Source organism: Bacillus sp. H1a, assembly GCF_000633475.1.
GTDB lineage: Bacteria > Bacillota > Bacilli > Bacillales > Bacillaceae_G > Bacillus_A > Bacillus_A paramycoides.
In genome coordinates this window covers 25,063-45,555 of the sequence record NZ_AYMH01000012.1, presented here as the reverse complement: position 1 = coordinate 45,555, position 20,493 = coordinate 25,063, and the positions used below count along the sequence as shown (strand labels likewise).

Annotated in this window: 11 protein-coding genes and 1 pseudogene; 5 read left to right on the top strand and 7 right to left on the bottom strand. The window is 33.6% G+C overall.

What is annotated here, in order from left to right; translation table 11 throughout:
- Positions 1 to 103: 103 nt before the first annotated feature.
- Both U860_RS0105355 and U860_RS35760 read right to left on the bottom strand, forming a co-directional pair.
- Positions 104 to 748 carry a LytTR family DNA-binding domain-containing protein gene (locus tag U860_RS0105355; protein WP_002175050.1) on the bottom strand — a complete coding sequence of 215 codons (645 nt, stop codon included), beginning with the start codon at positions 746 to 748 and terminating at the stop codon, positions 104 to 106.
- Positions 749 to 973: 225 nt separating this feature from the next.
- A pseudogene (locus tag U860_RS35760) lies at positions 974 to 1,306 on the bottom strand (GGDEF domain-containing protein); the annotation flags it as partial.
- 843 nt (positions 1,307 to 2,149) lie between these two features.
- Between U860_RS35760 and U860_RS0105345 the strand changes: the two are divergent.
- Positions 2,150 to 3,628, top strand: coding sequence for an Lsa family ABC-F type ribosomal protection protein (locus U860_RS0105345; RefSeq protein WP_025147673.1), 1,479 nt, complete (start codon positions 2,150 to 2,152; stop codon positions 3,626 to 3,628).
- Positions 3,629 to 3,976: 348 nt separating this feature from the next.
- On the opposite strand, the gene U860_RS0105340 is transcribed toward U860_RS0105345, so the two are convergent.
- The 3 genes from U860_RS0105340 to U860_RS0105330 all read right to left on the bottom strand — a co-directional run bounded on the left by U860_RS0105340 (position 3,977) and on the right by U860_RS0105330 (position 9,814).
- On the bottom strand, positions 3,977 to 6,697 hold the full coding sequence (locus U860_RS0105340; protein ID WP_025147672.1) for a GGDEF domain-containing phosphodiesterase: 2,721 nt from the start codon (positions 6,695 to 6,697) through the stop codon (positions 3,977 to 3,979).
- A gap of 782 nt (positions 6,698 to 7,479) precedes the next feature.
- Positions 7,480 to 8,910 (bottom strand): YfcC family protein, encoded by a 1,431-nt coding sequence (locus U860_RS0105335; RefSeq protein WP_025147671.1) that lies wholly within the window; start codon positions 8,908 to 8,910, stop codon positions 7,480 to 7,482.
- A gap of 145 nt (positions 8,911 to 9,055) precedes the next feature.
- Positions 9,056 to 9,814 (bottom strand): gamma-glutamyl-gamma-aminobutyrate hydrolase family protein, encoded by a 759-nt coding sequence (locus tag U860_RS0105330; RefSeq protein WP_025147670.1) that lies wholly within the window; start codon positions 9,812 to 9,814, stop codon positions 9,056 to 9,058.
- Positions 9,815 to 10,140: 326 nt separating this feature from the next.
- Between U860_RS0105330 and U860_RS0105325 the strand changes: the two genes are divergently transcribed.
- From U860_RS0105325 to U860_RS0105310, 4 genes are all read left to right on the top strand, one after another.
- Positions 10,141 to 12,189: a sigma 54-interacting transcriptional regulator gene (locus U860_RS0105325; protein ID WP_025147669.1), complete on the top strand. Its 2,049-nt coding sequence runs from the start codon at positions 10,141 to 10,143 to the stop codon at positions 12,187 to 12,189.
- Between the two features lie 738 nt (positions 12,190 to 12,927).
- Positions 12,928 to 13,224 (top strand): hypothetical protein, encoded by a 297-nt coding sequence (locus U860_RS0105320; RefSeq protein ID WP_025147668.1) that lies wholly within the window; start codon positions 12,928 to 12,930, stop codon positions 13,222 to 13,224.
- A gap of 987 nt (positions 13,225 to 14,211) precedes the next feature.
- Positions 14,212 to 16,458 carry an ABC transporter ATP-binding protein gene (locus tag U860_RS0105315; protein ID WP_025147667.1) on the top strand — a complete coding sequence of 749 codons (2,247 nt, stop codon included), beginning with the start codon at positions 14,212 to 14,214 and terminating at the stop codon, positions 16,456 to 16,458.
- On the top strand, positions 16,455 to 18,329 hold the full coding sequence (locus U860_RS0105310) for an ABC transporter ATP-binding protein (protein ID WP_025147666.1): 1,875 nt from the start codon (positions 16,455 to 16,457) through the stop codon (positions 18,327 to 18,329). Before U860_RS0105315 ends, U860_RS0105310 begins: the two co-directional genes overlap by 4 nt.
- A gap of 193 nt (positions 18,330 to 18,522) precedes the next feature.
- On the opposite strand, the gene U860_RS0105305 is transcribed toward U860_RS0105310, so the two are convergent.
- A complete protein-coding gene (locus U860_RS0105305) occupies positions 18,523 to 18,924 on the bottom strand; it encodes a PH domain-containing protein (RefSeq protein WP_025147665.1) in 402 nt (133 codons plus the stop codon).
- A 519-nt stretch (positions 18,925 to 19,443) separates the two neighbouring features.
- Entirely contained in the window at positions 19,444 to 20,229 is a 786-nt protein-coding gene (locus tag U860_RS0105295; RefSeq protein ID WP_025147664.1) for a GNAT family N-acetyltransferase, read from the bottom strand.
- Positions 20,230 to 20,493 lie beyond the last annotated feature (264 nt).

Below are 20,493 nucleotides of genomic sequence, written 5' to 3'. Positions count from 1 at the left end.
ATTCATAATTATTTTACACTTTAACACTATCAAAATAGGGATTTTGGTATACGATATGGAAAATTCAGATAAAGTAGCGAATCTAGGTTCTAAAGCAGAAAGTCTAGAATCCTAGAAGCTTCCGAAAATAACTGGCATATGATTGACTAACTGGTACCCGCTCACCATTATTCATCGAAAGTAAAAAAGTAGAATGGGTATCAGGATAAATCGCTTTAATATGATTAACATTTACAATAAATGAACGGTGGCATCTAATAAATGAATCCTTCGGAAGCAAGTATTCGAATTCTTGCAGAGAGTATTTATGTGTTCCTGATAACTCTTCCGAATTCACATACGTCTTTTTATCTTTTGCCTCTAAATACAGGACCTTTGAAAAAGGAACCGGAATCCAGCCGTCTGTTGTTTTTAAGGTAACGACCGATTTTCCATCCGTTAAAGCTGGATAAATTGCCGTCACGCAACCCTCAAGCTTTCCATTATTTAAAAATGGTACGGCCATTCCATGATAAGGAATACCAAAAACATCCCGGTTAATAAACTCAGAGGCCTTTTGCTTCGTCACCATTGCTTTATGGGCAATCGTTCCTTCCTTTATAGGATCTCCAACGCTAATCTTTAAATCAATTCGTTTACTTGGCCTATAGTAGATATATTCTTTTGTATTTGAAACGGCAATTGAAATTTCATCTGAAAATAATTCACCAACGACATCTAGTAGTAAGCCTAATGTTATATCTTCCATACTATTAACACCTCATTCACTATTATACTACTATTATTAATATGCACCCTTTCTTTTTTATAAACATTGCGACTTCATTCAAAACTTCGCGCCTTTCTTACAAGCACAGTGACTCTACTTCAAAATCGCACAAATTATAAGATCAAACCCTCCTTCAGCAAAAAGGGGTGTCCATATGATAATTCTTGAATGGAGTCATTTCATGTCACTTTAAAGTAAGAACAATAAGAAAAACAACAAAAATACATCGGAGATATTAAAATTTTGTATTGGTAATTCTAAATTAAGTACTTGAAAGGCAGATATGAAATTCCCTAACAAGAAACAACCTATCGCAATGGTAATGCAAACCCAGAAGATTCCTAACTTAATTTTTCTGGATAATATAGAATAAAATAATGAGATAAATACAATAGTCTCAATAACTAAGGATGATAGTCGTATATTAAAATCTGATACAAAATAATGATTCGGAAAAACAAATATAAAGCAAAAGCTTAAATAAGCTATTAGAGCTATAAATAATAAATAAAAGTACACATATGATTGTTGACGCAATAGATTTACCTTCTTGAGTTTTTCTATACCTTTATTAAAAAATATCATTATGGCCGAACAACCCATATGAATTAAAATGGGTGCTGCCTATTATCTCTATTATGACCTTTTTAAAAGATTTCTTTCTACATACTACAATCTTATTTAATATCTGTAGATGTTTACTATTTTTTATACCAAGGATTCCAAAAAGAATAAGATGAAAAATGTGGTTTCTTTAAAGTATTTGCACACCGTAAATTTGAATGATACAGCTTAACTCCCCTTTTAATGGACAAAAGACGTGACATTTTGAACAAAAATGCGATGTTTAGAATAATGATGCTATGTTTTATCTCCCTAATCGAAGAATTTTAAATGATTTAGTATTAGGTGAAGGAGATATTGCATCTCCTAAAAAAGAATGTTACTCTAAAAATAGAATTATGAAAGGAATGATGGATGAATAATGATTAACTAATTTATATTTTAAGTTGAAATTTATAACTTCACACTACAAAATATAGGGTTAGTCTATCCATTTTTTATAATTCAGTTCATACTTTATTTGTCATGATTCAAATGATTAATAAGTACTTATTAAGTACAAGTGAAAGACTAATCCTTCCAATTACAAATTGGAGGTTTTTTTTATTCCCTTATATGTACGCTGGTATTTATTAATCAGTAAATTTACCTAACAAATAAAGGAGAGAGAAAAATGAGTAATTCAGACACTATTGTTACACATGTAATCCTCTATATAAGTCGTTAATATCCATCAAACTTATATAGAGGAATTAAAAAACGGATGGATATTCCGACTTTATATGAAAAGTTTCGATATATAAAGGAGGAATTATTATGTCAATGATAAAAGTTCAAGACTTAACTTTTTCATACCCAGGTAGCTTTGATAATATTTTTGAAGGTGTAAACTTTCAAATAGATACAGATTGGAAACTAGGATTTATTGGTAGAAACGGACGAGGTAAAACGACATTTTTTAATTTATTATTAGGGAATTATGAGTACAGTGGGAAGATTCTTGCTTCGGTAGAATTCAATTATTTCCCCTACCCTGTTTCAGATAAGAACAATTTTACTCATGAAATCCTTGAAGAAATTTGTCCCCAAGCAGAAGATTGGGAATTTCTACGTGAAATATCCTATTTAAATGTTGATGCCGGGGTCATGTACAGACCCTTTAAAACATTATCAAATGGAGAACAAACAAAGGTGTTGCTTGCTGCATTGTTTTTGAATGAGGGGCAATTTCTATTAATTGATGAGCCAACAAATCATCTAGACACTGATGCACGAAAGATGGTCTCTGATTATCTAAGGAAGAAAAAAGGGTTTATTTTAATTTCACATGACAGAATCTTTTTAGATGGATGCGTTGACCATATCTTATCTATAAATAGATCAAATATTGAAGTTCAAAGTGGGAACTATTCTTCTTGGAAGTTAAATTTTGATAGACAGCAAGAACACGAAGAGGCTACAAATGAACGTTTGCAAAAAGACATAGGAAGATTAAAACAGTCTTCCAAACGTTCAGCAGGTTGGTCTCATGATGTGGAGGCTTCAAAAAACGGAACGAGGAATTCAGGCTCTAAGTTGGATAAGGGGTTTGTAGGGCATAAAGCAGCCAAGATGATGAAAAGAGCAAAAAACCTAGAATCAAGGCAACAAAAAGCTATTGAAGAAAAGTCAAAATTACTAAAAAATGTGGAGAAATCTGAGTCATTAAAATTAGAAGCATTGAAGTTTAAGTCAAATGAATTGGTTACTTTGGCTGACGTGTCTGTTAAGTACGATGACCAATTCGTGAATGAGCCGATTAGCTTCATAGTTGAACAAGGTGACCGGATTGTGCTTGATGGAAAGAATGGAAGCGGGAAAAGTAGTATCCTAAAACTAATTCTAGGACATCCGATACAGCATACTGGCTCATTTACTTTAGGTACAGGACTCATCATTTCCTATGTCCAACAAGATACTTCTCATTTGAAGGGATCGCTATCAGACTTTGTTGAAGAGCACAAGATTGATGAGACGTTATTTAAATCCATCCTACGAAAGATGGATTTTGACCGAATTCAATTTGAGAAAGATATATCTCATTATTCTGGTGGACAAAAGAAAAAGCTGCTTATCGCTAAAAGTTTATGTGAAAAAGCTCATTTATATATATGGGATGAGCCATTAAACTTTATAGATATTTATTCGCGTATGCAGATTGAAGAGCTTATTCAACAATTTAATCCTACAATGGTTATTGTTGAGCATGATAAGGCATTTCAACAAACAGTTGCAACAAAAACTATACCTATGTAGCTCAACTCGAATAATTAAAGATATAATTAATAAATCAAGGCATTAATCTATAAAGCACTTTAATGATGTGATGAAAAAAGCCTAATTTCTCTACAAAGGATTGAGAAATTAGGCTTTTTAATAGGAGATTTAGTGTCGTCAAGAACAAGACGCTAAAACATATGAACACGCAACGATCTGTACGGTATGGTTATAGAGTACCGTAGCTCACGAACCTATATGGTCTGTCGTGGGAGTGGTGATGGCACACCGCAATCTTGCACGTCAGCGATACCAGAAATGGACTTCGCCTTTGGTAGCAAGAATCTCACTGACGTTAGTCAGCTTGCCTCTTTAGGGGTGGGAGTGTCAAATCGTGCTTATAAACTTAATGAATTCATCTTCATTAACAGGTTTACTGTAGTAATAACCCTGAATTAGATAGCATGCATTATGTTGTAATACTTCTAATTGTTCCTTCGTTTCTATCCCTTCTGCGATCACTTTCATGTTTAAAGTATGTGCTAGTGAAATAATGGTATGAATAATTTCATCTCCATCAGTAGAAGTCCCGATCCTATTAACAAATTCTCTTGGAATTTTCAAGGTATCAATTGGATACAAAGGAAGATATGCTAATGAAGAATATCCTGTACCAAAATCATCAATTGATAAATGTACACCATATGATTTTAATACTTTTAACTTCGCTAACGTTTCCTTTTCATCTACCATTGCGATCCGCTCCGTTAATTCTAAATCAATCGAACTAGCAGGTACCCCTACTTCTTCTATGGTAGATATGATTGTTTGAACAAAGTCCTTCTGTTCAAACTCTATAGCTGATAAATTTATCCCCATTTTTAGATTTGCATATCCCGAAGAATGCCACTTTTTCAATTGTTGACACGCTTCCTGTAACGTCCATTTTCCGATTGGAATAATTTGCGAGGTTTCTTCCGCAATAGGTATGAACTCAAAAGGAGAAATAAGTCCCAGCTCTGGATGTTGCCAACGAATTAAAGCCTCTGCACCAATAACCATACCAGTCTTACTATCAACTTGTGGTTGATACAATAAAAACAATTCATTATTTTCTAATGCATTCGGTAAATCCTGTTCTAATCGTAATCGTCTTGTTATTTTTTTGGATAATGTCTCGTCATACATGCAAACAGCATTGTTACCTTTTTCCTTTGCACTATACATAGCAATATCAGCATGTTGTAAAAGTGTAGTAGTATTTATTCCTCCAAACGGATACACTGCTATTCCTATACTAAGAGATAAGTAAAAACTATGCTGATTTACTACAAATGGTTCTTCAGTTATACGAAATAGAGTTTCACACAAATCCAATAGCTGTTGCTCTGTGTGGTTATGGACTATGATTGCAAACTCATCTCCCCCTATTCTCGCTAGAGGAATGGCCGGTGACAGACATGTCCTAAAACGTTTAGCAACTTCTTTTAAAACACTGTCACCAATTGAATGTCCCAGTGTATCATTAATGGTCTTAAAACGATTTAAATCTATATACAAGAGTCCAAATTCAACCTGCGTTTTTTGTGCACGCTCAATGGATTTTTCTAATTCTTGTTGGAAGAATATTCGATTTCCAATCTCCGTCACTGTATCATGGAATGCTAGATAGTTTATCTCATCTTGTTGTTGCTTCATTCTCGTAATGTCTTTTACCATTACATAACTCCCAAAAGTTTGTCCTTCTATCATTATAGGAACAATGGTGACGTACCAAAAATGAATGTCCTTCTCATTATTATTTTTCACACGTAATTGTAACGAAGCCGAACTGCATCGTTTACCTTCTTGTAGAGCTGCTTCCAATTCAGATCTATCTTCATCTAAAAAAATTGAGAAGCACTTTTTACCTATTAATTCATCACTGTTTTTTCCTAGTAACATACTTCCAGCCTGGTTTATATTTAACACCGTACCATTTGAATCAATCGTTAAAATAGGATCTGGATGATACTCATATAATGACTTAAATCTCTCTTGATTTTTGACCAAATCATTGGATTTGTTTATTAAATCTGCTGTTCTTTGAGATACTTTTTGTTCTAATTGATTATTAAACACTTTTAACATTTCGGTTAAATCTCTGTTTTCCATTCGTACGATTGTATGACGAATCAGCACAAATACAAATGCAATACAATTTCCAGTAATAAGTGTAGCCGAGGAAGTTTGCTCTTTAAAAGTAAAACCAATTAAGACTGCAACTGCAAGATAAGGAAATATAACAAGAAGTTTCTTTCCGAATGTGGGATCGATAATGAAATAATTCCTTCTAGAAGATGCATTCTCTGGTATAGTAGCAGCAATGGCGATAAATAATAGGAAAACTCTATACAAACACCTTAATAATATAACTGAACGATCTGACAAATCATCTTGCAAGTAAAAATACAAATAGTCCGTAATAGCCAATCCAGATAATACTAGGATAAAAATAAATAATTTACTTTTCGCATTAAAAATAGCTGGTCGAAAGATCAGACTAACTCCTAACAAAAGAAGTAATAAATCTATAATCGGAAAAATAAACGAGAGAAAAACATCTCCAATTGATAAGAATAAGATATTTGCAGAAGGTTTATTAAATAGATACCACTCTAATGTAAAAATGGCAGTAACAACAATACATAAATCACAAAGTAAATACGCTTTTTCCCACTTGTTACATTCCATAATGATTTTATAAAAGAACGCAAAAAGAAAAAAGAATAAGAAAAACAACAAAAATACATCGGAGATATTAAAATTTTGTATTGGTAATTCTAGATTAAGTACTTGAAATGCAGATATGAAATTCCCTATCAAGAAACAACCTATTGCAATGGTAATGCAAACCCAGAAGACTCCTAACTTAATTTTTCTGGATAATATAGAATAAAGTAATGAGATAAATACAGTAGTCTCAATAACTAAGGATGATAGTCGTATATTAAAATCTGATACAAAATAATGATTCGGAAAAATAAATAAAAAGATAAAGCAAAAGCTTAAATAAGCTATTAGAGCCAATATCAATACATAAAATTGCACATGTGAATGTTTACGCAATGGATTCACCTTCTTGAGTTTTTCTATACTTTTATTAAAAAATGTCTTTATGGTGGAACAACTCATATTAATTAAATTAGTTTCCGCCTATTATCCATATTATGACCTTTTTAAAAGATTTCTTTCTAAATAATGCAGTCTTATTTAATATCTGTAGATGTTTACTATTTTTTATACCGAGGATTACAAAAAGAATAAGATGAAAATAGTGGTTTCTTTAAAGGATTTACACACTGTAAATTTGAATGATACAGCTAACTACTCTTTGAATGTGAGATTTAATATAAGCTTTCATTGGAACATAGTTAGTTGAAAACTATCACACTTAGAAGAAATAAAAATACACAATCATGAACTTTGAAATGCAAAGCAATTCACCAAAATAACTGTAACTATTATAGTTACACAAAGAAGTGATGTCAATTACAAAAACTATTGCTTTAAAATAAAGTTTAATAAAAAATTGCAGTGAACATTCATTTCATCATAAAAAGAATCCCTTATATTTTGAACAAAGATTGTTCTAAATATAAGGGATTTATAACTTACCCCTCAAAAATTTCATAAAAAAGATTGATTGTTTTGGTAGGCGAATAACTTATAACAACCACCTTTTCTTTATAAACTTACAAATTCACTTTCTATATTATCTTGTTCGCAACGAATGGTAGTAAGTCGCTATTAATGTCATTAACATTGGAATGGTAATGACAAGTGAAAATAAGAAAACTGTTTCAAATCCACAACAAGTAAACAACTTTATAAAAACTATCCGTCCTATATTAGGATGGACCATAACCGATAAGATGAGCAATTATAACCGCTATTAAACCGATTGAGTATTCAATTAGAATCAAAGGGAGAATCCACTTTGCCCACTTTGTCCAGGGAATTCCTGAAATTGCCAACCCAGCCATTAGCGTACCACCTGTCGGAAAAATAATATTTCCAATACCATCCGCGAATGAAAAGGATAGTACTGCTGTTTGACGTGTAATGTGTAATAGATCTGCAAGCGGTGCCATTATAGGCATTGTCAACATCGCATGGCCACTACCTGATGCCAAAATAAAATGAATAGCCACTTGGAAGTTGTACATTCCAACAACACTTAAAAAAGGAGAAATATGTTTCATTTCTTCCGATACTTGGTGAAGTAGTGGGTCTATAATATGTCCTTGATTCAATACGACCAAAATGGCGCGCGATACACCAATGATTAAAGCTCCACTGATTAAAGATGCCGATCCCTGTGTAAAAGATTCTACAGTATCATCAATAGATATCTTGCCAATGATTGCAATTATTATAGTTAAGATAATAAATAAGGCTGCAATTTCTGTTATATACCATTTGTACTTAATAACACCGAATACAAGAATAATATAATTGATTAAAAATGCCGTTAATATCCATTTATGTCTTTTTGTTAACTCTACTTTCGCTGTTAATAGGCTGTCTGACTTGTTTGTATCGAATTTTCCGTAAATTCCGTTTGACGGATCTCTCTTTACTTTCATAGCATGACGATAGACGAATGTAACAGCAATTAGATATATGACTACGAATAAAACCAGGCGGAACCCCATCCCCGAATACATAGGAAGACCCGCTATCCCTTGCGCAAGCCCTACTGTAAACGGATTCATAATTGCGGTTGTAAATCCGACAGATGCCCCTACCAATACCATCGCTGTTCCTGTTATAGTATCAAATCCAATCGCAAGAGCCAGTGGAATAAACAGAGGTACATAAACCAAAGTTTCCTCGGCCATCCCCATTAATGATCCGCCAAGTGCAAAGAACAGCATGATAAGAGGAATCATTAACTTTTCACGGTTAGCGAGTTTTTTTGCCATCGTTGAAACAAGAGCCTCAACCGTACCTGATTCCTTTAATACACCAAAAAATCCTCCGATAATAAGAATAAAAAAGATAATATTAGCCGCTTCTACCAGCCCTGTAGGAATAGTTTTTATCATATCAAAGAATCCAAGTGGCGCTGATGCAATCCATTTGAATGAATTTGGATCTACTGTTGTATACCCATTTTTTTCAATATGTACATATTCTCCGGCTGGCAATATATGTGTAATCACGGTTGCAATGACTAAGAGGACAAGTAACATTGCAAATACGTTTATTTTCCATTCTCTTTTTTCTTTTTTTTCTTCTGGCTCGAATGAAACTGCTTTTTCTGACACTTGACTCATATACCAATCCCCTTTTCAATAAATCTTTGGCAACCGACAGTCTGGTTACCTCAACTACCGAGCGTACCAGGCTGTCCTATTACAAATAACTCTTTATATCTTTAGAAGGTAACTAAATGCCATCGATTCTTTTACTTATAACACTTTAAGATGTAACCGCCTTTTTACTAATTTCATTCACAAAGTGGTTAAATAAACGCTGCTGTAGAACATCCCTTTCCGACATCATTTCTGGATGCCATTGAACGGCTGCTACATAATGATGAGCTTTGGATTCAATGGCCTCTATCACACCATCAAAGGACCGAGCACTCACTTCAAAATCTCTTCCCAGCGTTTTCACTGCTTGATGATGAAAAGAATTAACCATTAAGGATTTTTGGCCAATAGCCTCATAAATTTTCCCCTCTTCAAGAAGATCTATGGAATGAGAGCCTTGCCATTTACGAAACTGTTCCCGGACATGGAAATATTCGGGGCCCATCTCATGTTCTAAGTCTTGATAAAGCGACCCACCAGCTGCAACATTCAACACCTGTAATCCTCGACAGATTCCTAGAATAGGAATATCTCTTTCTAAAGCCTGCCTTGCCAAATTTAATTCAAAGTTATCTCGTTCTTCCTCTACAGTGCCTATATACGATTTTGGAATATCACCGTAATAAAATGGATTGATGTCCGCGCCACCAGCCAATAACAATCCATCTAATTGGTTAAGTGTAGAATCGATTTGATCAGCTTCTTCGATTGGAAGTAGAACAACGGTTGCACCTGCTCGTTGAAGTGAACGGATGTAATCATAAGAAAAGATAGCCATATCTTGACCTGGTAGCCCTCGCAGGCCCTCCTTCCCTATTTCACTATGATCAACATAATACCCAGTAACGCCAATTAGTGGTTTCATTTCCTCTCACCTCATATTTTAAATGGTTTCGTTGTCTTTCTCTGTTGGAATTTTATATTCTTATCCTCCTTTTTCTATGAAGTGGTAAAGAATCGGATATATAAATTACTACTCTACTAATTTCATCATTTCTTTACACACTATTTATACAAGCAAGTATCGTGCCAACATTAAAATTAGAATGATTATTTACATAATTTTAAATAATTCGTCGTTTTTTAATGCTCACTATGTTGATATGCATTATAATTGGTTGTTAATTGGTTATTATATAACCAATTAACAACCAACTTTAGACCAATTAAATTCAACTCAGGAGGTGCTCTATGAACAAATTTGAAAACAACCACATTGTATTGATTACCGTTTTAAAAGAAACACGAAAAGCCCTACATCAACAACTAGCGGAGATGGTAGGTGATCTGATAGATATTGAAAGTTTTTCTGTAGAAGAAAGTATTCCAAAAGTATTTCATTCAACATTAATCATTTTACCTAATACATTTACTATAGAAACGGTCAAAAACTTTATTGGGGAAAACTGTGAAGTAATAATAGCAAAACGAACATTAAATTATGAAAACGTGGACCAACTTTTATTTTTGCCGGAAGGAACGCAAGCCCTATATGTGAATGATAATCACCAAACAGTATATGAATCGATTGAAACCATGCGTCAATTGGGGCTGAACCATATTGAATATATCCCATACTATCCTGGAAAAACGAATACACAAATGATCAAGCTTGCAATCACACCTGGCGAACTTGAAATTATCCCCGACTTTGTAGAAAAAGTGATTAATATTGGTCATAGACTAATAGATATTACTACGATCATGTCCATTCTGGATCGATTTCATTTAATGGAGGAATCCGGTAACCATGTTTCTGAGAGATACTATCGAAAAATAGTAGATTTAACAAAGAATCTAGCTAAAGCTCATCGGCAACTTCATCAAGTTATTGATGGTGTTGGTGATGGAATACTAGCTATTGATTCTAAAGGAAGGATTGTTGTCTTTAATGAAATCCTGGAAAACATGCTTAAAATAAAAAGTAAAAATGCTATTGGTCATCCTATTGATTCCACTATTGATAATATTGATTTGGTAAATTTTATCCTTTCAAATAAGCAACAAGAAAGCGGTATATTTGTTGTAAACGGCTTGGATGTGATAGTGGAACGTCTGCATATAAATGATCAATCGATTATTGTTACTTTTAGAAATGCCCTTAAGACCATTGGGCTTGAACGTAAATTAAGAAAAGAATTTGTCAAAAAAGGATACATAGCAAAATATAACTTTCATAATATCGTTGGGATTAGCTCTACTATCCAAGAAACGAAACAAATTGCCAAAAGGTTAGCTAAGACTGATTTAACTGTTTTAATTGAAGGTGAAAGTGGTACCGGAAAAGAGTTGTTTGCAAGTGCCATTCATAATGCTTCCCTTCGAAATAGCGGCCCTTTTCTTGCCGTTAACTTTAGTGCTTTATCGGATGATTTAGTCGAGAGTGAACTATTCGGTTATGAGGACGGAGCGTTTACCGGAGCAAAAAAGGGTGGAAAAATGGGATTATTTGAGCAAGCAAATGGTGGCACTATTTTTTTAGATGAGATTGGAGATATTAGTCTTAAACTTCAAGCACGACTACTTCGAGTATTGCAGGAAAAAGAGATCATGCGTGTTGGTGGAAGTCAAATCATCCCCATAGACGTTCGGATTATTGCAGCAACCAATAAGGATTTACTGAAAATGATTCAAGAAAATGTGTTCAGAGAGGACTTATACCATAGGCTTAAGGTACTCTTTATACACCTTCCCGAATTAAGGGTTCGTCGAAATGACATTGAATTATTGGCTAAACATTTTGTTGCGCTATCAGACCGTAAAGTCAAAATTGAACAAGAATTGATTGAAGAACTTCAAGGGTATCCATGGTATGGAAATGTAAGAGAACTTAAAAATACTATAGATTATATGCTTGCTGTCCGTACCGGAAACCAAATAACGAAAAATGATTTGCCTAATCAACATTATTTTCAAAAACCTCCACTTAGGAAAACAGATAGTAACCCGATCGAAAACATACCGCCCTTTTATTCAGGTTCAACCGCTCTTGATGAAGAATCACTTTTCATCCTTAACCTCATCATGAATTATGAAGAAAGAGGAAAGGCAATCGGAAGAAGGATTATTTCTGAAAAGAGCCAAGAAGTCGAAATGAAATTATCTGAGGCACAGGTTAGACATCGGTTAAATTTCCTGAAGATTAGAGGGTATTTGCAAATCAAAAAAGGGAGGGCAGGAATTAATCTAACAAGAAAGGGTTCCGAAATTCTAACCACAAACTTAGAACGTAACCTTTGATTACTTATCATCGGTGTAGTACAATTCTAAGCTTTTTTGTTTATAACTGCCTTCTTACATGAATTTTAAACATATGCACATACTATTAACGGAATACTTGAATCATTGTCATTAAAAATGTTCAGCACTTCCGCTCCTTAAGAGAACAGTCTACGCAACTGTTCTCTTTTTAATTCCCTTGTTATACCTCGTAATAAAAATTCCAACAAAAAAATGCGATAAAACAGCCTATTTCTTAAATGGCAGCATGTCTTTCGGGGGTTTTTAAACAATGATTTTTGTGCTTTAAGTAGAGATATTTCCACAGTAATGTGAGATTTAAAAAAAGTGAAACTTACTACTATAAAAATCTTACCAAGCGATATAAGTCCATATTTCAAATACGTAGTTATAATCGTCTGCATCTCCGTAGATATTGAAAACAAGCGTTACCCCACTATCTACGAAGATGCAGATGGCACAATATTTTTACTTCATATTAATTATTTATCCCCCCTGCTTACGCTAATAAATAAACCCAAAAAGTCATTCGTCTATTACGGTCGATCTGTTTGTTCTTTTTTGTATCTAGGCTTTCTTCATAAATATGTCAAGGTGTAATTGACTCCCTTACTATCAATAGCCTTACAATATTCTCAACGTTTCTGCAACAATTTCTCAATATTTTACATGGACAATAGCACACTTCTTTAGCAGTTTTAATATCTTAATATTAAATACTGGAAGGAGGTGTTGGAAATGACTTGGTTAGTTATTTTAGGGCTTATGCTTATTGTTTTTATAAGCGGTTTTAAGTTTCCTAGTATTCATATAATTTTCAAAATAGATTCAAATACAAAAGCTATGCCAAGTTGGTCTTTTGTTAATAGAATAAACTTCCAAACATTTAAAGAATTAATAAAAAGATCAAATAGGAATAAACTCAAAAGCCTTACAATAGGAGAACTTTTTATTCCTTTAAGTTTATTTAATAAATTATTCGGCAAAACATTAATTTTTCTATTACTATTCTTTTACTCTCAATACTTAAACTAAACGCAATATGAGGCGATTTAAAAAATAGCAGTTGCCAAGTCTAGCAAAAAACAGATCGCCTATTACGGGCGATCTGTTTTAAATTAAATCGATCATACCAATAAATCCCAACGTATTCTTATGATAAAAAACTGAAGATACGAGAAGCTTTTGGAAGTAATTATTACAGATGCATCAAGATATGCGTAGCGAAAACAACACTTCTCACCGCTAAATATTATGTTGTGATTGTGTAGGTTACGATGCGCGTTTTTCATGCATGGAAGAGATTATTCAGGCCGTGTTGAAGTTCTGAGGGTGAGCTCTTACTTACAGCGATCGACTGGTATTAAATAATATAGCGTATACTATTGTGGATAACGTCAGATGTTAAGTTTTGTTCAACATACGTGTACATACTCGCATTTAGCACGACAATTGTGGTGACATAATGCCTGTCCGAATAAAATTGCAACATCAATGTACGCTTTGATTGTCGCAAATAATATATTTTAAACCAGAAAAAATGTGAATGTAAAAGGTACAAGATTCTTCTTTAAGTTTTTCAATAATTTTAATGTTTACTTTCATTTGCTACCTTTTTTCCTTTCTTTAGATTTAAAAATTGCTTTCAAAATTTATTCAACAAAAAACAATGAAAATGATTGTTTTTTGTTAACATTTTAATCAAAAAAAAGAGAAAAAGTAAAGTAGAAAAGTAGTGTACAAGCAATACATTCATTATATTCACCGCCCCCGCCAATCTGCTTTTTTATTTTAATTTATACCTAGATTTTAAAAAATATAACTCACTGGTATACAGAACAAAACATGACCTGCTCTCTCCCCTAAAAGTTGCATCATATCTTCATATAGTCATAAAATTAATCTGTAGTCGAAAATACGTAAAGAGCTGCTAGAATGAATTTCTGAGAATACGAAGAATAAAGGAGTGAAACGGAGTAAAAACTATAAAAATTAGACAAGGAAAATGGAGAGATGAATTAAATGTTAAAGATCATCAAACATTTAAAACCATTTGTTGCTTCCATCATTGCAGTTGTATGTCTTTTAACTGTGCAGGCAGTATGCGATCTATCACTGCCAGACTATATGTCTAACATTGTCAATGTAGGGATTCAACAAAAAGGTGTAGAAAATGCAGTACCTGAGGTTATTCGTAAAAGTGAAATGGATAAACTTACGCTCTTTATGAATGAAAATGAGAAGAAAAAAGTAGCTGACAACTATGCACTTTTAGATAAGAACAACCTCTCTCAAAGTGCACTGAAAAATGACTTAAAAGATTATCCGCAGCTTGATAAAGAACCACTTTATAAGCTACATACAGAAGATAAAAATACAATTAACGAACTTAACGATATCTTTGGGAAACCAATGTTAATTACACAAGGAATTGAAAAAGGCGGCCCATCTGCTTTCCCTCCTGCTGCGACAGGTGACAACAAAACACCCGCGAAGCTTCCGCCAAATACAGATCCTTTTGCAGTCATTGCGAAACTCCCTCAAGATCAAATCAATGCAATGAAAGAAAAGGCAAATGAAAAGTTTAAGAATATGCCAGGCAGCATGGTAACACAATCAGCCGTTTCATTCATTAAGAATGAGTATAAAAAAATCGGTATCAATATAGATAAACTTCAATCTAATTATATTCTTACTTCCGGCGGGAAAATGCTGCTTTTATCCTTAGTAAGTATGGCAGCTACCGTTATCGTGAGTTTACTTGCTGCAAAAGTAGCTGCTGGATTAGGTAGAGACCTTAGAAAGAAAGTATTCCGGAAAGTTACTAACTTCTCGAATGCAGAGTTTGATAAGTTTTCCACTGCATCTCTAATTACAAGAAGTACAAATGATATCCAGCAAGTGCAAACACTTATGGTTATGATGCTTCGTATCGTATTCTATGCACCGATTTTAGGTATAGGCGGCATTATTAAGGTACTAACTACAAACGTTTCAATGGGATGGATTATCGGAGTTGCGGTAATCGCAATTTTAAGCTTAGTCATTGGTTTATTTAGCATCGCGATTCCTAAGTTTAAGAGTATCCAAAAGTTAGTAGATAAAATTAACTTAATCACTCGTGAATCTTTAACAGGTATGCTCGTTATTCGTGCTTTTAATAATCAAAAACATGAAGAAAAGAAATTTGAAAAAGGAAATCAAGATTTAACAAAAACAAATTTATTTGTAAGCCGTTTAATGTCATTTATGATGCCAATGATGATGTTTATCATGAATGCCGTTACTGTACTTATTATTTGGGTTGGATCACACCAAGTGGATATGGGACATATGCAAGTTGGTGATTTGATGGCATTTATGCAATATACAATGCAAATCATCATGGCCTTCTTAATGATTTCAATGGTATCAATTATGGTTCCACGTGCTTCAGTTTCCGCACAACGTATCGCAGAAGTTTTAGATACTGACGTTACCATTAGTGATGTAAAAGAGCCGAAAACATTTGCTTCAGACAAGAAAGGTTACGTTGAATTTAAAAATGTTAGCTTTAGATATCCAGGTGCAGAAGAAGATGTGCTTTCCAATATCACCTTTACTGCAAAACCTGGTGAAACGACAGCTTTCATCGGAAGTACAGGTAGTGGTAAATCAACATTAATCAACTTAATTCCACGCTTTTACGATGTCACAAGCGGCCAAATATTAATAGATGGCACGGATATTAGAGAAGTATCTCAGAAGGAATTAAGAGAGAAAATTGGTTATGTACCGCAAAAAGGAGTTCTATTCTCAGGTACAATCGAGAGTAATTTGAAATACGGTAAGAAAGAAGTAACTGAAGAAGAACTCGCAAAAGCGGCAGAAATCGCACAAGCTATGGAGTTTATTAAAGCGAAACCTGAAAACTTCCATACAGAAATATCACAGGGTGGTACGAACGTTTCCGGTGGTCAAAAACAAAGACTTTCTATTGCGCGTGCTCTTACGAAAAAATCGGAAATCTTCATATTCGATGATAGTTTCTCAGCTCTTGACTTTAAGACAGACGCAGCATTGCGCAGAGCTTTAAACAATGAGATTACAGGAAGTACTGTTTTACTTATTGCCCAAAGAATCAGTACAATCATGAATGCCGATAAGATCATAGTACTTGACGAAGGAAAAATAGTTGGAACTGGTACTCATGAAGAGCTTATGGAAAAATGTGAAGTTTATAAGCAAATTGCTTTATCACAACTTTCAAGAGAGGAGTTGTCATCATGAGTGATAGAAAAATAGAAAATAGAAGACAAGGCGGCCCTGGTCCTGGTGGTGGCGGTCATATGGGCGGTGGCATGAGAAAGATTGAGAAGGCAAAAAACTTCAAAGGAACGATGAATAAACTCCTACAATACTTGAAGCCCTATAAATTATCAATCTTAGTCGTTATCCTTTTCGCAATCGGTAGTGCAGCCTTTACAATCGTTGGTCCAAAAATTTTAGGAAATGCGACAACAAAACTTTTCGAAGGACTCGTAAGCAAAGTATCAGGAGCACCCGGTGCGGCCATTGACTTTACCTATATCGGAAACATTGTCATTTTACTCCTTGGATTATATTTACTGAGCACTGCGTTTGGTATTATCCAGGGGTACATTATTTCTGGAGTAGCCCAAAAAGTATCTTATAACTTCAGAAAAGAAATCGATGAAAAAATTAACCGTATGCCGCTAAAGTACTTTGATAAAACAACGCACGGAGAAGTATTATCGAGAATTACGAATGACGTAGATACGGTGAGCCAAACTTTAAACCAAAGTATGTCGCAAATCATCACATCCGTTATTACAATCATCGGTGTACTTATCATGATGTTATCAATCAGCTGGCAAATGACATTAGTGGCGCTTTTAATATTGCCAGTATCCATGATTCTTATCATGGGAGTCGTAAAGAAATCACAAAAATACTTCAAATCTCAGCAAGAATATTTAGGACATGTAAATGGTCAGGTCGAAGAAATTTATAGTGGTCACAATATCGTAAAAGCCTTTAACAAAGAAGAAGAAGAAGTAAAAAAATTCGAAGAGGTAAATGATACCCTTTACCACTCAGCATGGAAATCTCAATTTTTATCTGGAATGATGATGCCGATTATGACATTTATCGGTAATATCGGTTACGTCGCTGTATCTATTTTAGGTGGATGGCTTGCGGTAAAGAGAACCATCGCAGTTGGAGACATTTTAGCCTTTGTGCAATATGTTAGAAGCTTTACGCAACCAATCGCTCAAGTAGCACAAATCGCGAATGTACTTCAATCCACTGCAGCTGCTGCAGAAAGAGTCTTCGAATTTTTAGAAGAAGAAGAGGAAGTGCCAGAAGCAGAAAATCCAGTGAAGCTGCAAAAAGTTCAAGGAGAAGTTACCTTCCAAGATGTTCAATTTGGATACAATCCAGATAAGATCATCATCAATAATTTCTCAGCTAACATTAAGCCTGGACAAAAAGTAGCAATCGTCGGACCAACTGGAGCTGGTAAAACAACAATCGTAAAACTGTTAATGCGTTTCTATGACGTAAACAGCGGTGCAATATGTATCGACGGTCACGATATAAAAGACTTCACGCGAGAAGACCTGCGCAACATGTTTGGTATGGTACTGCAAGACACTTGGCTTTTTAACGGCTCCATCATGGAAAATATACGTTACGGTAGACTGGACGCTACCGACGAAGAAGTAATTGAAGCAGCGAAAGCAGCTCACGTTCACAGCTTCGTAAAAACATTACCAAATAAATATCAAATGGAACTAAACGAAGAAGCAAGCAACGTATCCCAAGGACAAAAGCAACTACTAACAATTGCCCGCGCCCTTCTAGCGGATCCGAAAATATTAATACTCGACGAAGCAACAAGCTCCATTGACACTCGTACAGAAGTACTCATCCAAAAAGCGATGGAAAACCTCATGGAAGGCAGAACAAGCTTTATCATCGCTCACAGATTATCAACAATCCGTGATGCAGACTTAATTCTTGTCATGAAAGACGGAGATATTGTAGAACAAGGTAATCATGAAGAGTTATTGAAGGCTGATGGTTTTTATGCTTCGCTTTATAATAGTCAATTTGAAGGTGCGGATGCTTCTTAATGTAGGTTTCGATTAAAGTTTGATCAAATTAATGCTATTAACCGTGATAAAAGAACGAAAGAAAAGAGCGTGTTTTGAAAAAAAGATTAATCAAAACATGCTCTTATAGTATTTAATCGAATTATTCTTTTATAAAAAAGATTGATTTTTTTTGTAATCCTTCTTCAAATAAAAACCTATTTGTCTCTTATCTTTAACTATACTTCTTTTCTAATTTTATTAGGTTTTTCTTCTGATTCGATAAGCCTATTGTAAAACTATTTGCTTTAATTACAATATCTCCCCTGTTACCTGTTGAAGTGACAGTTATCTTAGTCCTAAACAAACCTTTCTTAACTTTCACATTTTCTATATCCTTCATGTCTATACACTTTATATTACCCGTGAACTTACCACTCATTGATATTTCTAATACCATAAGTCTTTTATCGGTAAAACATATGATTAAATGCTCAAGGTCTGCCAATGCTCCAAGACCGTATTTAAAATACTCTGATGCTGATGGTGTTACATAGGAGTAGAAATAGTAAAAGTAAGTTTCACCTTCTATTTTTAATTCTTCGAATAAATCGTCTAAGTACTTGTTTGTTAACATCTTAATCCCCCCTCTTATTTGAGCCTAACCGTTACATTAGAAGTTTTTCATAGGAACACATCTTTTCTGTCACAATTATAAACATATCATCTGTGAACTCGCTCTTCCACAATAAACCAATATTTTGATTTACCTTTTTTATAAACGGTACGGGGTTGTTTGAAAGTTACAGTAAGTCATTATGATTATAGTGGTTCCTCATATTAATTCATCTTGTAATCCTTCAATATTTCTGATATCAGGAATAATTGCATGAACTTCAATAACTTTAACCAAAAAACATTCCATTTTATAAAAAGTTTGTTTGAAGTGTTGATTTAGAAAAGTTCCCACTATTAAAACCCTAATATAAAGCATAGCGCCAATTTGTCGTGATGCCTTATATCAACAAAAACCCCGTAACTAAAAAAATGAAAGTTACCGTTTCTGAATTGGATTTGAAAGTAAGCTTTTAAATATTAGTTTACTTTCAATACACTTGTTAACTAAATATTTTTTAGCAAAATAAAATGATTTTTTCTATCCCTCGTGAATTTCTTTAATACTTTTTCCTTCTAAAAACGCATGTCCCGTTTTAATTTTTTCTACTGTTTCAAATCCATACTTTGCATACACTTTTTCTACTGTTTCATTAATTGGGATCACCCAAAGATTATCTAGTCCTCTATTCATTACTTCACTTTGAATAAAGTGAATAAGTTCACCTATTAACCCTTTACCTCTAAACTTTTCAATTGTAGCAACACTTTCCATTCGGGCTTGTTTTTCATGTTCAAAAATACAAGCGATGGAACATGCTACTCCATTGTATCTAAGTAGATAGTGAGTGAATGCTGGATGTTGGAATTCATCTTGAAAAGCTTTTTTTCTAACTTCGCCTCCCAACTCTTTTATACTACATTCAATATCTAAAGCTTCTTCAAAATTTAATTCAGATACCTTTTCAATAGTAACTTTTTCATTTTTATCTTTTTTAGTTAATTCCTTATTCCATAATTGAACTGGACTTATTAATTCTTCAAATCCAAAATTCTTTATTTGTAATTCAGAAATCAGTTTTTCTTGCATATCTAAGTTGTATATATAAAATCTAGGTACTATATTTTTAGACTTATAGAAATGGACTACTTCATCTACTATCATTTGTGGATTTAAACTTACTACACTTACATGTGCATGATTTGCATCATAATAATATGGGTTACTTTCATTACAAAATATAGAACCCCATGTTTTCTCTATTCGGCTAGTAAAGGTTTCAAGATATGCAAAATCAAGCTCAAGAACATTTTTTAAACTAGTCATACGATATTCCCTCTTCTCTATTTATTTCTTCAATATCTTCTATACCTTATTATACATTTAAATATTTTAATTTTCAGTTTTTTTAATTAAAATATTTCCGAGAAAAAGTGAATGTAAACTTTTCAATATTAGTTTACATTCATTTCCCCTTAAACATTGACTTCTCACCGAATCCCCTGATATCCTCAATTTATATAATAAAAGTATACATTCAAAACACTATAAATAAAGAGTTAAAAATACCTATAAACAAAAAAAGAAAAA

Bases quoted from the DNA above. Each gene is read 5' to 3' on its own strand.
- U860_RS0105355 (WP_002175050.1), bottom strand. From the start codon at position 748: ATGGAAGATATAACATTAGGCTTACTACTAGATGTCGTTGGTGAATTA.
- U860_RS0105345 (WP_025147673.1), top strand. From the start codon at position 2,150: ATGTCAATGATAAAAGTTCAAGACTTAACTTTTTCATACCCAGGTAGC.
- U860_RS0105335 (WP_025147671.1), bottom strand. From the start codon at position 8,910: ATGAGTCAAGTGTCAGAAAAAGCAGTTTCATTCGAGCCAGAAGAAAAA.
- U860_RS0105330 (WP_025147670.1), bottom strand. From the start codon at position 9,814: ATGAAACCACTAATTGGCGTTACTGGGTATTATGTTGATCATAGTGAA.
- U860_RS0105325 (WP_025147669.1), top strand. From the start codon at position 10,141: ATGAACAAATTTGAAAACAACCACATTGTATTGATTACCGTTTTAAAA.
- U860_RS0105320 (WP_025147668.1), top strand. From the start codon at position 12,928: ATGACTTGGTTAGTTATTTTAGGGCTTATGCTTATTGTTTTTATAAGC.
- U860_RS0105315 (WP_025147667.1), top strand. From the start codon at position 14,212: ATGTTAAAGATCATCAAACATTTAAAACCATTTGTTGCTTCCATCATT.
- U860_RS0105310 (WP_025147666.1), top strand. From the start codon at position 16,455: ATGAGTGATAGAAAAATAGAAAATAGAAGACAAGGCGGCCCTGGTCCT.
- U860_RS0105305 (WP_025147665.1), bottom strand. From the start codon at position 18,924: ATGTTAACAAACAAGTACTTAGACGATTTATTCGAAGAATTAAAAATA.
- U860_RS0105295 (WP_025147664.1), bottom strand. From the start codon at position 20,229: ATGACTAGTTTAAAAAATGTTCTTGAGCTTGATTTTGCATATCTTGAA.